A 13,783-nucleotide genomic window follows, 5' to 3' on the forward strand; every position below is an offset into this window, starting at 1 on the left:
TCCAGATAAGGAAAACAGCGTGGATAAACCATGGCTAAACAGCTACCCAGATAACGTAGCAGCGGAAATTAACCCAGATCAGTACCAGAGCTTGCTGGAGTTGTTTGAGATCAGCTGCCGTGATTACGCGGATCAGATCGCCTTTATCAATATGGGCGCAGTATTGACGTATCGCAGTGTGGAAGAGCAAAGCCGGGCATTTGCCGCGTATCTGCAGAACGAACTGAAATTGCAGCCGGGCGAGCGCGTCGCGCTGATGATGCCGAACTTGCTGCAATACCCGATCGCGCTGTTTGGTATTCTGCGTGCGGGATTGATCGCGGTGAACGTGAATCCGCTGTATACCCCACGTGAGTTGAAGCACCAGTTAAACGATTCCGGCGCCAGCGCCATCATCGCAGTGACCAACTTTGGCTCCAGCTTGCAGCAGGTGGTGTCTGAGACCTCGGTGAAACACGTGATCCTGACTAAGATCGGCGATCAACTGTCGGCGCCAAAGCGTACCGTGGTGAACTTTGTCGTTAAGTACGTGAAGAAGATGGTGCCGAAGTACCACTTGCCGGGTGCGGTTTCGATGCGCCGGGTGCTGGCCAAAGGGGAGCATTTGCAGTACGTCAAACCTCAGGTTAAGTCGGACGACATTGCGTTTTTGCAATACACAGGTGGCACCACAGGTGTGGCCAAAGGCGCCATGTTGACCCACCGCTCTGTGATGGCCAACATGCTGCAGGCCGATGCCTTCTATGGTCCGGTACTGGAAGATGGTAAAGAGATGGTGGTGACCCCGCTGCCGCTCTATCACGTCTTTGCCAACACGGTAAACCTGCTGTTGTTCATCAAAAAGGGCGGTCAGAACCTGTTGGTGACTAACCCGCGTGATCTCCCGACCTTTATGGGCGACTTGAAGAAGTACCCGTTTACTGCGATTACCGGTGTGAACACTCTGTTTAATGCCATGCTGAACCACCCGGAGATCCACAACATCGATTTCAGTCATTTGAAAATGACTGTGGGTGGCGGTATGGCGGTGCAGCGCTCCGTGGCAGAGAAGTGGAAGGAGATGACCGGAGTGCCTCTGGTGGAAGGTTATGGCCTGACCGAAGCCTCACCGGTTGTGGCGTCAGGACGTTACGATCAAAACGAATATACCGGCGCCATTGGTTTTCCTATGCCAAGCACGGATATCCGCGTGGTTAATGACGATGGCGAAGTCCTGGCTCAGGGTGAGGTGGGCGAGTTGCAGGTGCGCGGACCTCAGGTGATGAAAGGTTACTGGCAGCGTCCGGAAGAAACCGCCACTGTGATGGACGGTGAGTGGCTGCTGACCGGCGATATCGGTCGGATGGACGAGCAAGGCCAGTTCTTTATTGTTGATCGCAAAAAAGACATGATCTTGGTGTCCGGTTTCAACGTTTTCCCGAACGAAGTGGAAGACGTGGTCGCAATGAATGAAAAAGTACTGGAAGTGGCTGCTGTCGGCGTGCCACACGATGCCAGCGGTGAGTTGGTGAAGATCTTCGTAGTGAAGAAAGACGCCAGCCTGACCGACAAGGAGATCATCGCCCACTGTCGTCAGCACCTGACTGGCTACAAGGTGCCTAAGCTGGTCGAGTTCCGTGAAGAGCTGCCGAAAACCCCGGTGGGCAAAATTTTGCGTCGCGAATTGCGTGACGAAGTGAAGGGGAACGCCTGATGACCCTGCCTCAGTGGCAATGGATCGATACCGATGAGGCATTGGCGGCACTGTGTCAGCAGTACCGTCAAGCTGAGTTTGTGGTATTGGATACGGAGTTCGTCCGTACCCGCACCTATTACGCACAACTGGGCCTGGTTCAGCTGTACGACGGTAAGACGTTGGCTTTGGTTGATCCGTTGCCGATCAATGATCTGGCGCCGCTTTGGCAATTGATCGCGGATGAGTCTGTGGTCAAGGTGTTGCACTCTGGCAGTGAGGATCTGGAGATCTTCGCGAATCGCGGTGGTGTGGTGCCCAAGCCGTTGTTTGACAGCCAGGTGGCGGGGGTGTTGCTCAACCTCGGTGGTGCCATGGGCTACGGTAAGCTGATCCAGCACTATCTGGACATCGAGCTGGACAAGGGCGAATCACGCACCGACTGGCTGCGCCGCCCGCTCAGTGACAAGCAGCTGGAGTATGCCGCTGCTGATGTCTACTACCTGCATAAGATCTACCCGACCATGCGCGAGGCCATCGAACAGGCGGATCGTTTGGACTGGTTATGGCAAGAGGGGGAGCGTGCATGCCGCGGCCGTTTGAAACCGGACGATCCTGCGAAGGCGTACTTGCGGGTGAAAAACGCTTGGCAATTGAAGCCGAGTCAGTTGGCGGTGCTGCGTGAGTTGGCCGCTTGGCGACTGGAAGTGGCCAAGCGTAAGGATCTGGCGCTCAACTTTGTGGTGAAGGATGGCGTGATGCTGAATTTGGCCCGCCGCGCTCCCCGCTCTATGGCCTATCTGACCCAACTGGAGGGGATGGATGATCGTACCGTGGCGCGTCATGGCCGCGCGATCTTGAAGTGCATCGCCAAGGCTGATCTGGATAACCCGCCGGAGGCGATCGATCCGCTGGGCTTGGATCCGGACTTTCGTGATGCCCTGGCTGTTGCGCGCGGTGCTCTGCTGAAGGTGGCCGAGCAAAGTGAGGTTGCGCCAGAGTTTTTAGCGTCTAAAAAGCTGGTGACCCAATACCTGACTTGGCTGTGGAACGGTAAGTTTGGCGAAATGCCGGACATCTTGCAGGGGTGGCGAGGCACCTTGTGTGAGCAGCCACTGGCGCAGTTGGATCTGTTGCCCAAGCAATAACCGTTTGGCTTAGAGATTGAAGAACGGCTCAGGATCATCCTGGGCCGTTTTTTTTTGAGCAAAAGAACATTCAACGCTCATGCATTGGAATCACTTTTTTATGGGTGGCTCTTTTCTGCGCATTTTAATCATGACATAGTAGAAAAACGGTGCTAATCAAACGTTTGTTTGATTTCAAGGATGAGATGAAGGTAGGGCAGCCCGTGCTTTACCGAGAAAGGAGCTAGAATGGCGCAGTTGTGGCTAGAGAGTTATCCCGGGGACGTTCCCACCGAGATCGATGCCGATCATTACGATTCGTTGGTCGATCTGCTGGAGCAGAGCGTTGAGCAGTTTGGCGACCAAGTTGCATTTACTAACATGGGCCAGACATTAACCTACCGAGATCTGGATCAACACAGTCGGGATTTTGCCGCCTATGTGCATGGCGAACTGGGTTTGAGACCCGGCGACCGCATCGCCCTGATGATGCCGAATCTGCTGCAGTATCCGATCGCGCTGTTTGGCGCATTGCGGGCCGGTTTGGTGGTGGTAAATGTCAATCCGCTGTACACCCCACGTGAATTAGAGCACCAGCTTAAGGATTCCGGTGCGCTGGCCATTGTAGTTGTGTCCAATTTTGCCCACACCTTGGAGCAGGTGGTGGACCATACGCCGGTTGAGCATGTGATCTTGACCACCATGGGTGATCAGCTCTCCTTACCGAAACGGACGCTGGTGAACTTCGTGGTGAAGTATGTCAAGAAGATGGTACCCAAATACCGCTTGCCGCACGCCCGCTCCTTCCGCTCGGCGCTGGCAAAGGGCAAACACCTTTCCTATCAGCGGCCAGCGGTCAGTGGTGAAGATATTGCCTTCTTGCAGTATACCGGCGGCACCACAGGGGTTGCCAAAGGCGCGATCCTCACCCATCGAAATTTGGTGGCGAATCTGGAACAGATCGGTGCCTATATTGGTCAGGAGCTGGAGACGGGTCAAGAGACGGTCATTACCGCATTACCGCTTTATCATATCTTCGCATTGACGGCGAACTGCCTGTTGTTTATGAAGTTAGGGGCACGCAATGTGCTGATCACCAACCCGCGAGATCTACCGACATTCGTCAATATTTTGAAGGCAAATCCGTTTACCGTAATGACCGGGGTGAATACGCTGTTTAATGCGTTGATCAACAGCCCGGGCTTTGATGATTTGGATTTCTCCGGATTGAAGATCAGCCTCGGTGGCGGCATGGCCGTACAACGCAGTGTGGCCGAGCGTTGGGAAGCGATCACTGGCTCTCGCTTGCTGGAAGGCTATGGTTTGACGGAGTGTTCGCCGGTGGCGTCTGTTGCACCACATAACAGTAAGGGCTACGACGGGACCATAGGTTTACCGCTGCCCTCAACTGAGATGCGCGCGGTGGATCCGTTTGGTAAAGAGGTGGCGTTAGGTGAGCGCGGCGAGTTGCAAGTGAAAGGTCCGCAGGTGATGCGGGGCTATTGGCAGCGGGACGATGCCACGGCTGAGGTGTTGCAGGAGGGGTGGTTGAGCACCGGAGATGTAGCCACACAAAATGAGAAGGGCTATTTCACGATTGTGGATCGCCTGAAGGATATGATCCTCGTTTCGGGATTTAATGTGTTTCCCAATGAGATCGAAGAAGTGGTGGTCAGTCACCCAGAGGTGGTGGAGGTGGCGGCCATCGGCGTGCCGGATGACCGTTCCGGCGAGGCGGTGAAGATCTTTGTGGTACGTCAGTCGAGTGCGTTAAGTAAAGAGACGCTGTTGGCGCATTGCCGTGAGAGCCTAACCAACTACAAGGTGCCGCGCTTTATTGAGTTTCGGGATGAGTTACCCAAGTCCAATGTGGGTAAGATCCTGCGGCGCGAGTTGCGTGACGAAGCGGGCCGCGCGGCGTAATGGCTCGTCGATAGGACAACACCTCGTTGGCTTGCGCCGCGGGGTGTTTTGCTATTAGCCGTGGGGGAAGCGCTGTTTTTTGAGCCGGTTGACGAGCGCGTCACCGGTGGAATGTGATCGCGACCTAGGGGGGGACGTCCGCACCGCCCTGGGCCACGATAGCCGAGCCAAATCCGATGATGGTTGCGAATAGGGCGCCCTTAGGCACCCGTGAACGCGTTAGTTGGGCAGGGTGACATTCACTTCCAGCACGGCCAGTTGTTCGTCGTTATGATCGAGCTGGATCTGGATCTGATCCGGCTCGATATCGACGTATTTGCCAATGACGGCGAGCAGATCTTGCTCGAGCTGTGGCAAATAGCTCGGACCCGAGCGGTGTGCGCGCTCATGGGCAACGATGATCTGCAAACGTTCTTTCGCCGTTTGGGCCGAGGCGGACGGTGTGTCCTTTTTAAAGTAATCCAACAATGACATGGTTATCCCCCAAACAGTTTCTGTAGCCAGCCCTTCTTGTCTTCGGTGACAAAGCGCATAGGACGTTGCTCTCCCAGCAGCCGTGCGACGGTGTCGTCGTAAGCTTGCCCGGCACTGCTTTGTTGGTCGAGGATCACTGGGTTGCCGCTGTTGGACGCTTTGAGCACCGAGCCGCATTCGGGGATCAGTCCGATCATCGGAATGGCGAGGATCTCGGCAACATCGTCAAGGCTCAGCATGTCGCCGGAGTCGACACGGCTTGGCGCGTAACGACACAGCAGCAGGTGTTCTTTGACCGGCTCTAACTCGCGCTCTGCGCGTAAAGAGCGGCTTTGCAACATGCCGAGGATCCGGTCGGAGTCGCGCACCGAAGAGACCTCTGGATTGGTGGTAACAATGGCTTCATCGGCATAATACAGGGCCATCATGGCGCCGTGTTCTATCCCCGCCGGGCTGTCGCAGATAATGAAGTCAAAGCGCTGTTTGAGCTGCTCCAGGATCTGGCCGACCCCTTCGCGGGTCAAGGCGTCTTTATCCCGAGTTTGGGAGGCGGGTAGGATGTAGAGCGCGTCGCAGCGTTTGTCTTTGATCAGCGCCTGATTGAGGTTGGCTTCGCCATTGATCACATTAACAAAGTCGTAGACGACGCGGCGCTCGCAACCCATGACGAGATCCAGGTTACGTAGGCCGATATCAAAATCGATCACAACGGTTTTGTGGCCTTTTTGGGCGAGGCCCATGGCGATGGACGCGGACGTCGTGGTTTTGCCAACGCCGCCCTTGCCAGACGTGACAACAATGATTTTTGACATGATGGGGAAGTTCCTTATTGGGGACAGGGCAGTGCGCTGTGTAGGATCCGGCCATGCTCCAGTTGGATCATGGTGGGCTTTTGCCAATGGGTGGGATCCTGGTGCTCAGATAGGTGGTAATGGCCAGCGATGGCGACCAGCTCGGCCTGCAGATCATGACAAAAGATCCGCGCGTCGGTGTTGCCGGTCGCACCGGCAAAGGCACGGCCTCGCATGGCGCCGTAGACATGGATGCTGCCATCGGCCACCAACTCAGCGCCGTTGCTGACCGGTGCTAACACCACCAGATCGCCGCCTTGCGCGTAGATCTGTTGGCCGGAGCGTACTGGACGGTCGATCACTTTCAGTGGGCTGTGCTGGATATTGGCGCGCCGGTTGGGGCGAAGACAGGGTAAGGCATTTTCTTGCGCCTGTTGCTGATAGCCTTCGCAGGCGTCGATCAACGCCATTGGCTTGAGATCATTGCCTCTTACGGTCGTCAAGATCTGCTCGAGTGGCATAAGTGGGGGCTGTAAGCCACTGAGATCCAGTATGACCGGCATTTGACTGAACAGCTTGGGCGCTTTTTGGACGTGCTGTTTTAGTTGTTGCTCGAGTTGGTCGACTGTCTGCCCGACCAACTTGAGGATCGACAGGGTAAAGCTGCCGCCTTTAAATTCGATTGCCGGAGTGTGCATCTGGCCTCATACTGCTGGGCATTGCTTGGCAATTCTCGTGCCACGCTGGATTTTTTCGCTGATCCGCATGTTATAGTCGAGGCAGGATAGCCGCAACCGATAAATAGTGATAAGTACCTAAATAACCATGATTTGTGCAGTATATAAAAGCAGCAAGAAGGCGGACACTTACCTGTTTGTCACTCGCCGAGACGATTTCTCCAAGGTGCCAGAGACGCTGATGGCGATCTTTGGCGTTCCCCAGTTTGTGATGATCGTGCCATTGTCTAAACTCAGTAAACTTGGTCAGTCCGATCTGCCGAAAGTCGAAGCGGCGCTGACTGAGCAAGGCTTCTTTCTTCAGTTGCCACCGCCGCCTGAGAATTTGTTGAAGCAACACCGTGCTCATCTGGGCCTCGACGTACACACAGAAAAATAATATCGGAAACATCATGTTTAAACGGATACTTCTCTCTTGCACACTGCTACTAAGCCCCACCTCCTTCGCCACAGAGCAAGCGGAGTTTTTGCAGTATGTGGAAGGATTAAAGCTGGAAGCGCAGCAAGCCGGGATCTCATCACAAACCGTCGATGAAGCGTTTGAGGGCATCAAACTGTTCAAACGGGCGATCGCCGCCGATCGAAACCAGCCGGAACAAAAGAAAACACTCGATACCTATCTGCCGCAAGCGGTTCCCCAGTGGAAGATCGATCAAGCTCGCAGGTTGTACAAGGAGCACCGCGAACTGCTGACGGAAGTTGGCAAGGCATACGGGGTCCAACCTCGTTTTATCGTGGCTCTGTGGGGCATTGAGACGAACTTTGGTGGGTACACGGGTAACTACTCGGTCGTTGGTGCTACCGCATCTTTGGCGTATGAAGGACGCCGTGAAGCGTTTTTCAAAGAGCAATTGTTGGCGGCGCTGAAGATCATCGATGATGGCCATATCACGGCGGATAAAATGCGCGGTTCGTGGGCGGGCGCCATGGGGCAGACCCAGTTTATGCCGACCTCATTTTTGGCCTATGCGGTGGATCATGACGGCGATGGTCGTAAGGATATCTGGCATACCTTGCCGGATGTGTTCGCCTCGGCCGCAAACTACCTGAAGCAGGTCGGTTGGGAAGAGGACAAAACCTGGGCGCGTCAGGTCTCCTTGGTGAATGAGATCAACGATGATCTTAAAGGCCTGAAGGTGAAAAAAACCTTGGCGGAGTGGCAAGCGCTGGGCGTTCGTCGCTGGGATGGCTCAGATCTGCCGGTGCGGGACATTCAGGCGTCACTGGTGTTTCCTGACGATGAATCGGGTCGGATCTATCTGGCGTATGCCAACTACGATGCCTTGATGCGTTGGAATCGCAGTCACTATTTTGTGGTCGCGGTCGGATATTTGGCGGATAAAATCAAGTTCGATAACTGAATCTGCAGCCACTCAGGTATAATACGCGCCCTCAATTTTGAGGGCGCCGCTGTTTGCGGTTGACGATATTGGCGAGGAGCAGCAATGACAGAGACAGCACCATTTTGGCATAAAGCGTTAGCGGATATGACGGAAGCAGAGTGGGAATCGCTGTGTGACGGTTGCGGCAAGTGCTGTCTGAACAAGTTGATCGATGATGACACCGAAGAGGTGCATTTTACCAACGTGGCGTGTCAGTTACTCAACCATAAGAGTTGTCAGTGCACCAAGTACGACAAGCGTTTTAAGTTTGTACCGGATTGCTACAAGGTTTCGTTGGAAAACCTGGATGAGTTGTATTGGTTCCCGCCCAGTTGTGCCTACCGCCGCCTGCATGAAGGGCGGGGCTTACCCAGCTGGCATCCGCTGCTGACTGGCAGCGGCTCAGCGATGCACGCTGCTGGGATGTCGGTACGCAACAAGGTGTTGGATGAACGTGATGTGGGCACGGAAAGTCATGTTCTGGTTGGCTGCATTGTCCGCTGGCCAGCGGAAGACATCGATTAAGAAAAGGGGCTTTGGGCCCCTTTTTTGATCTGCGTTGTGATCAACGGAGGCTGATCGTCAGCGTTTAATCCCAAACGTTTCCAGTGCCATTCGACTCACCCTCGTGTTGAGGGCAGCCAGCGTTGTTTGTGGAACTCATTGGGGTAAGCTCGGCCGGATCCACACGTACTGCCGTGCTGCTTCGTGGCGATCCGCGCTGCGCGTTGCTGCAGAGATATGGACAATCGCGCCAGCTCTGGGGCACTCAGGTAAAGCACAGGCGCAAGGCCGTTTTCGCCCAAGGCTCTCTAACGTGGTAGCGCGTTGGATGTGCCCGCGTTCCAAGTTGCTTCGTGTGGCAAAACCGTTTGGAAAAACAGTTTGGCAAAACAGCTTGGCACAACAGGGCATCAACCTCGCACTTGCCACAGGAGTGGGATCATCAGAGCACCGGACTGTCGGAGCAACTCATTGTGACAGCGCACGCTCGCTGGGAACGTCTTAGTGTTTATTTTGCCACTCTCACTAAGCGCGCTCCGGCAAACAGGCACCAAAGCGCTAGGTAGATAACAAAAACGACCACCATCCATTGTGCCATTGTGATCCCCAGCCATTGCCAAGCTTCGTCCGCGCACTGGCCCCGCGGTTGAAACAGGTTTGGCCACCATTGGTGTAATGGCATCCAGGTTGGGAAATTGGGAATATAGTCGCAGGATGGGCCGAATAGACCGACGTTTTCGGTTCCCGATTGCTTGTTGACCAGCTCCAGCGACAGCCAAAGCCCCCAGGCTGCGCTGGCCAGCCAGGCGGCAAACCCGAATAGACTGACGAATGGATGACGCGGCAGCAAAAGGCCGAGCAGAGCCGCCAGCGCCAAGGCCAGTACGGCGACGCGAATGTAGATACAGTAGAGGCAGGGCTCAAGTTGCATTTGGTGCTGGAAGACCAGCGCGGCGGCAAAGAGGCCAAGGCAAGACAAAAGTAGAAGCAGCCAGCTAAGTCGCTGCTGGCTAAAGCGTGATAGAGCAGTCAGCATAGTATTTCCATCGACAAAGAGTGGTGGTGGCGTTCATCGTACATTATCGTCATTAATGACCACCGACCGGCATTACGACAGCGTGATTGGGCTGTGACAGCCAGCCTTGATCGGTCATAAAGGTCGTTGACTCGCTGAGCACCCCAAACTGGATCATCAATAATCCGACTAAGGTCAGTACGATGGTATATGGCAAAGCCAGCACCACCATCTTGCCATAAGATAGGCGAATGAGTGGAGAAAGCGCTGAGGTTAACAAAAATAGGAACGCAGCTTGGCCATTCGGGGTTGCCACAGAGGGTAAGTTCGTCCCGGTATTGATCGCCACAGCGAGTTGCTCGAATTGACTCTGCGTGATCTCGCCAGCGAGCAGTGCCGATTTGACTTCGTTGATGTACACGGTACCGACAAAGACGTTATCGGACACCATGGAAAGCATGCCGTTCGCTAAATAGAACATGACGGACTGGGTATTGCCTTCGAAATACAGTACCCAGGTGATCACCGGATAGAACAGCTTCTGATCGATGATCACCCCAACGATCGCGAAGAATACGGCGAGCAGGGCAGTGAAGGGGAGGGCTTCTTCAAACGCCTTACCCAGAGAGTGTTCGTCGATAACGCCGTTAAATGAGGTGCATAAGATGATGACCGATAGGCCGATCAATCCCACTGCGGCTAGGTGCAGCGCCAGTCCGGCGATCAGCCAGATGCCAACCGCTCCCTGCACGATTAACTGCATGTTTTCTTTGTTGGTTCGGTTGGCGTCCTCATGCTCTGCGTATTCAACTAAGATCTGACGTACGGCAGGGGGTAATTCGGCACCATAGCCAAACCATTTCAGACTTTCTACGCAGTAGCAGGTGATCAAACCGGCGATCAATACGGGAATGCTAACCGGTGCCATGCGGATAAAAAATTCGCCAAAGTCCCAGCCAGCTTGGGCGGCAATGATCAGGTTCTGTGGCTCCCCGACCATGGTACAGACTCCCCCCAGCGCCGTTCCCACACCAGCGTGCATCATTAGGTTGCGAAGAAAGGCGCGAAACTGCTCAAGATCGTCTTTGCGGAGTTCCAGCTCCTCATCGCTGTTGTGATCGTGATGCTGACTGAACCCCTTACCTGATGCCACTTTGTGATAGATCGAATAGAAGCCGACGGCCACGCTGATCACCACCGCGATCACGGTCAGCGCATCGAGGAAAGCGGAGAGAAACGCGGACGCCAGACAAAAAGCCAGAGAGAGGAGTCGTTTGGATTTGAGTTTGGTGACCAACTTGGTGAAGACGAACAGCAGCAATTGCTTCATAAAGTAGATGCCGGCGACCATAAATATGAGCAACAACAAGACTTCTAGGTTGGCTTCGAGCTCATGTAGGACCTGGGTTGGTGTGGTCATACCAATGGCGACGGCCTCAATCGCCAGCAATCCGCCGGGTTGCAGGGGGTAACATTTCAGCGCCATTGCTAAGGTAAAGATGAATTCGACCACTAAGACCCAGCCTGCAACAAACGGGTCGGCGTAAAAAAGGACGGGATTAATCAACAAAAAGATAAGAATGGCCGCTTTATACCACTTCGGTGCATTGCCCAAAAAGTTGTGAATGAAAGCCTGCCGTAGCGTTAGCGCCATAGCGTCCTCGAATTGTTGTGCTTACGCGGCACCTATTGCGGGTAAGCTGGTTTTGGTGGTGGGATTTTAACGATTCATGGTCATTTGGCAACGACCTATTCACAATTGAGACCTGTGTGATGCAATTATCAGCAGGAAGTGACCGGGATATTGACAGAGATCGCACTGAACTGGTCGTGAACGGTTGAAACTTGCCTTTTACTTTCCATTTCGGGTCGCTCTGGTATGATCAGCAGACAACTAAAAATGCGATAACAAGATTAACAGGCTGCCGTACAATGATTATTAAAGCCCAAAGTCCCGCCGGATTTGCCGAGGAATATATCGTCAAGTCCATCTGGAATAACAAGTTCCCACCAGGTTCTATCCTCCCGGCAGAACGTGAGCTGTCGGAATTGATTGGAGTGACCCGCACAACGCTGCGAGAAGTGTTACAGCGATTGGCTCGCGATGGCTGGTTGACTATCCAACACGGCAAACCCACCCAAGTGAACAACTTTTGGGAAACCTCGGGTTTGAATATCCTCGAGACCATTGCCCGTCTCGATCAGGACGGAGTGCCGGAGTTGATGGATCAACTGCTGGCGGCGCGAACCAATATCAGCGGGATCTATACGCGATCCGCCGTTCGCAATAGCCCAGCCAAGGTTCGTGAGTTGCTGGCCCAGGTCGAGTCGCTCGAGGAGGATGGGGCGGCCTATGCTGAGTTCGACTATCGTCTGAATCACTCGCTGGCATTCGCATCGGGTAACCCGATCTACTCTTTGATCCTTAATGGATTTAAGGGCTTGTACAGCCGTGTCGGTAAGTATTACTTCAGCTATCCGGAAGGCCGTGAAGTCGCTCGTAACTATTACCTGGCATTGGATGCGTTAACCGTTAAGGGTGATGTGGAAGGTGTACTGCCATTAGTACGCCAGCATGGCATGGAGTCCGGTCGTGTTTGGCAGCAGATCCGCGGCGATATGCCAAAGGATATCGCCGAGACCAATGTGTAACGATTAATCGCTGGTAGGGCAACGCGCGAGCAACTCCGCGTTGCCGTTGTCTTTCTCCTCTTCAAGTCGCACATCGAACCCCCACAGTCGGTGCAGGTGTTTAACCACCTCATGGTGACTGTCCGCCAGTGGCGTACGATCTTGTGGGGTATAGCGCAAGGTGAGACTGCGATCGCCGCGCACTTTCACATTCCAGACCTGAATATTCGGTTCCAAGTTGCTTAGGTTGTACTGTTTCGCCATGGCGGAGCGGACTTCTTGATACCCGGTTTCATCATGGATAGCGCCGATCTCTAGGTAGTTCTTACGATCGTCATCGTGGATCTGGAACAATCGGAACTGGCGGATCAATTTGGGCGAAAGGTACTGGGCTATAAAGCTTTCGTCTTTGAAGTTTTGCATCGCAAAGTGTACGGCATCTAACCAGTTACTCCCAGCGAGCTCGGGGAACCACTCTTTGTCTTCCTCGTCAGGCTGCTCACAGATCCGTCGTATATCCTGAAACATGGCGAAGCCGAGTGCATAAGGGTTGATCCCGCTGTAGTAGGGGCTGTTGTAGGGGGGTTGAGCCACAACATTGGTATGGCTTTGTAAAAACTCCAGCATAAACCGGTCGGTGACAAGCCCTTCGTCATACATATGATTGAGGATGGTGTAATGCCAGAAGGTCGCCCAGCCTTCGTTCATGACTTGGGTCTGTTTCTGCGGATAGAAGTACTGTGAGATCTTACGAACGATCCGCACCAGTTCGCGCTGCCATGATTCTAACAGTGGGGCGTTCTTCTCGATGAAGTAGAGAATATTCTCTTGAGGTTCGGCGGGAAACCGCACCTCTTCTTCGGCTTTTTCCTCGGCCATATTGCGAGGCAGCGTGCGCCACAGATCATTGACCTGACTTTGCAGATACTCCTCTCGTTCTTTTTGCCGTTGTTTTTCCTCTCGTAGTGAGATCTCAGCGGGGCGCTTATATCGATCGACGCCCAGATTCATCAGCGCATGGCAGGAGTCGATGATCTCCTCGACGGCGTCGATCCCATGCTGGCGTTCGCACTCGGCGATGTAGTTTTTTGCAAAGACTAAATAGTCGATGATGGAATCCGCATCGGTCCAGGTACGAAACAGGTAGTTGCCCTTAAAAAAGCTGTTATGGCCATAACAGGCATGCGCCATCACTAAGGCTTGCATCGTGATGGTGTTCTCTTCCATGAGATAGGCAATACAGGGATTGGAGTTGATCACGATCTCGTAAGCCAGCCCCATCTCACCCCGTTTGTAGTGACGCTCGGTTTCGATGAACTTCTTACCAAAGGACCAATGGGCATACCCTATCGGCATACCAACACTGGCATAGGCGTCCATCATCTGTTCGGCCGTGATCACCTCGATCTGATTGGGGTAGCTGTCGAGCCGGTAATGCTCGGCGATGCGAGCGATCTCGACTTGATACTGCTCCAGTAGCGGAAAGGTCCAGTCAGGTCCGTCTGAAAGTGTGGTACGTTCAGTCAT

At 54.0% G+C, this 13,783-nt stretch carries 13 protein-coding genes; 7 read left to right on the top strand and 6 right to left on the bottom strand.

Annotated elements, in window-relative coordinates; translation table 11 throughout:
- The first annotated feature begins 19 nt into the window (after window positions 1-19).
- From fadD (ABEA08_RS18325) to fadD (ABEA08_RS18335), 3 genes are all read left to right on the top strand, one after another.
- The gene (gene fadD / locus ABEA08_RS18325) at window positions 20-1,693 is read left to right on the top strand and encodes a long-chain-fatty-acid--CoA ligase FadD (RefSeq protein ID WP_345336842.1); all 1,674 of its coding nucleotides are present in this window, start codon (window positions 20-22) and stop codon (window positions 1,691-1,693) included.
- Window positions 1,693-2,820 (top strand): ribonuclease D, encoded by a 1,128-nt coding sequence (rnd, locus tag ABEA08_RS18330; RefSeq protein ID WP_345336843.1) that lies wholly within the window; start codon window positions 1,693-1,695, stop codon window positions 2,818-2,820. Before fadD (ABEA08_RS18325) ends, rnd begins: the two co-directional genes overlap by 1 nt.
- 228 nt (window positions 2,821-3,048) lie before the next feature.
- The gene (gene fadD / locus ABEA08_RS18335; protein ID WP_345336844.1) at window positions 3,049-4,722 is read left to right on the top strand and encodes a long-chain-fatty-acid--CoA ligase FadD; all 1,674 of its coding nucleotides are present in this window, start codon (window positions 3,049-3,051) and stop codon (window positions 4,720-4,722) included.
- Window positions 4,723-4,941: 219 nt separating this feature from the next.
- Here the strand turns inward: fadD (ABEA08_RS18335) and minE are convergent, their stop codons facing one another.
- Genes minE through minC form a run of 3 tightly spaced genes read right to left on the bottom strand, consistent with a single transcriptional unit; the run spans window position 4,942 to window position 6,685 of the window.
- The gene (minE, locus tag ABEA08_RS18340) at window positions 4,942-5,196 is read right to left on the bottom strand and encodes a cell division topological specificity factor MinE (protein WP_345336845.1); all 255 of its coding nucleotides are present in this window, start codon (window positions 5,194-5,196) and stop codon (window positions 4,942-4,944) included.
- 2 nt (window positions 5,197-5,198) lie between these two features.
- Window positions 5,199-6,008, bottom strand: coding sequence for a septum site-determining protein MinD (gene minD, locus ABEA08_RS18345; protein WP_345336846.1), 810 nt, complete (start codon window positions 6,006-6,008; stop codon window positions 5,199-5,201).
- Between the two features lie 14 nt (window positions 6,009-6,022).
- Window positions 6,023-6,685, bottom strand: coding sequence for a septum site-determining protein MinC (minC, locus tag ABEA08_RS18350; RefSeq protein WP_345336847.1), 663 nt, complete (start codon window positions 6,683-6,685; stop codon window positions 6,023-6,025).
- 127 nt (window positions 6,686-6,812) lie between these two features.
- Here minC and ABEA08_RS18355 point away from each other — a divergent pair, with 127 nt between their 5' ends.
- The 3 genes from ABEA08_RS18355 to ABEA08_RS18365 all read left to right on the top strand — a co-directional run bounded on the left by ABEA08_RS18355 (window position 6,813) and on the right by ABEA08_RS18365 (window position 8,631).
- Window positions 6,813-7,103, top strand: a complete 291-nt coding sequence (locus ABEA08_RS18355; RefSeq protein WP_345336848.1) for a YcgL domain-containing protein — start codon at window positions 6,813-6,815, stop codon at window positions 7,101-7,103.
- 13 nt (window positions 7,104-7,116) lie between these two features.
- Entirely contained in the window at window positions 7,117-8,085 is a 969-nt protein-coding gene (locus ABEA08_RS18360; protein ID WP_345336849.1) for a lytic murein transglycosylase, read from the top strand.
- A gap of 84 nt (window positions 8,086-8,169) precedes the next feature.
- A complete protein-coding gene (locus ABEA08_RS18365) occupies window positions 8,170-8,631 on the top strand; it encodes a YcgN family cysteine cluster protein (protein ID WP_345336850.1) in 462 nt (153 codons plus the stop codon).
- 487 nt (window positions 8,632-9,118) lie between these two features.
- On the opposite strand, the gene dsbB is transcribed toward ABEA08_RS18365, so the two are convergent.
- On the bottom strand, window positions 9,119-9,646 hold the full coding sequence (gene dsbB, locus ABEA08_RS18370; protein ID WP_345336851.1) for a disulfide bond formation protein DsbB: 528 nt from the start codon (window positions 9,644-9,646) through the stop codon (window positions 9,119-9,121).
- 52 nt (window positions 9,647-9,698) lie between these two features.
- On the bottom strand, window positions 9,699-11,279 hold the full coding sequence (gene nhaB / locus ABEA08_RS18375; RefSeq protein WP_345336852.1) for a sodium/proton antiporter NhaB: 1,581 nt from the start codon (window positions 11,277-11,279) through the stop codon (window positions 9,699-9,701).
- A gap of 278 nt (window positions 11,280-11,557) precedes the next feature.
- Here nhaB and fadR point away from each other — a divergent pair, with 278 nt between their 5' ends.
- On the top strand, window positions 11,558-12,277 hold the full coding sequence (fadR, locus tag ABEA08_RS18380; protein ID WP_345336853.1) for a fatty acid metabolism transcriptional regulator FadR: 720 nt from the start codon (window positions 11,558-11,560) through the stop codon (window positions 12,275-12,277).
- 3 nt (window positions 12,278-12,280) lie between these two features.
- On the opposite strand, the gene ABEA08_RS18385 is transcribed toward fadR, so the two are convergent.
- On the bottom strand, window positions 12,281-13,783 hold the full coding sequence (locus ABEA08_RS18385) for a SpoVR family protein (RefSeq protein WP_345336854.1): 1,503 nt from the start codon (window positions 13,781-13,783) through the stop codon (window positions 12,281-12,283).

Origin of the sequence: Ferrimonas pelagia, from assembly GCF_039543565.1 — a bacterium.
Classification (GTDB): domain Bacteria; phylum Pseudomonadota; class Gammaproteobacteria; order Enterobacterales; family Shewanellaceae; genus Ferrimonas; species Ferrimonas pelagia.

Bases quoted from the DNA above. Each gene is read 5' to 3' on its own strand.
- rnd (WP_345336843.1), top strand. From the start codon at position 1,693: ATGACCCTGCCTCAGTGGCAATGGATCGATACCGATGAGGCATTGGCG.
- fadD (WP_345336844.1), top strand. From the start codon at position 3,049: ATGGCGCAGTTGTGGCTAGAGAGTTATCCCGGGGACGTTCCCACCGAG.
- minE (WP_345336845.1), bottom strand. From the start codon at position 5,196: ATGTCATTGTTGGATTACTTTAAAAAGGACACACCGTCCGCCTCGGCC.
- minD (WP_345336846.1), bottom strand. From the start codon at position 6,008: ATGTCAAAAATCATTGTTGTCACGTCTGGCAAGGGCGGCGTTGGCAAA.
- minC (WP_345336847.1), bottom strand. From the start codon at position 6,685: ATGCACACTCCGGCAATCGAATTTAAAGGCGGCAGCTTTACCCTGTCG.
- ABEA08_RS18355 (WP_345336848.1), top strand. From the start codon at position 6,813: ATGATTTGTGCAGTATATAAAAGCAGCAAGAAGGCGGACACTTACCTG.
- ABEA08_RS18360 (WP_345336849.1), top strand. From the start codon at position 7,117: ATGTTTAAACGGATACTTCTCTCTTGCACACTGCTACTAAGCCCCACC.
- ABEA08_RS18365 (WP_345336850.1), top strand. From the start codon at position 8,170: ATGACAGAGACAGCACCATTTTGGCATAAAGCGTTAGCGGATATGACG.
- dsbB (WP_345336851.1), bottom strand. From the start codon at position 9,646: ATGCTGACTGCTCTATCACGCTTTAGCCAGCAGCGACTTAGCTGGCTG.
- nhaB (WP_345336852.1), bottom strand. From the start codon at position 11,279: ATGGCGCTAACGCTACGGCAGGCTTTCATTCACAACTTTTTGGGCAAT.
- fadR (WP_345336853.1), top strand. From the start codon at position 11,558: ATGATTATTAAAGCCCAAAGTCCCGCCGGATTTGCCGAGGAATATATC.
- ABEA08_RS18385 (WP_345336854.1), bottom strand. From the start codon at position 13,783: ATGACTGAACGTACCACACTTTCAGACGGACCTGACTGGACCTTTCCG.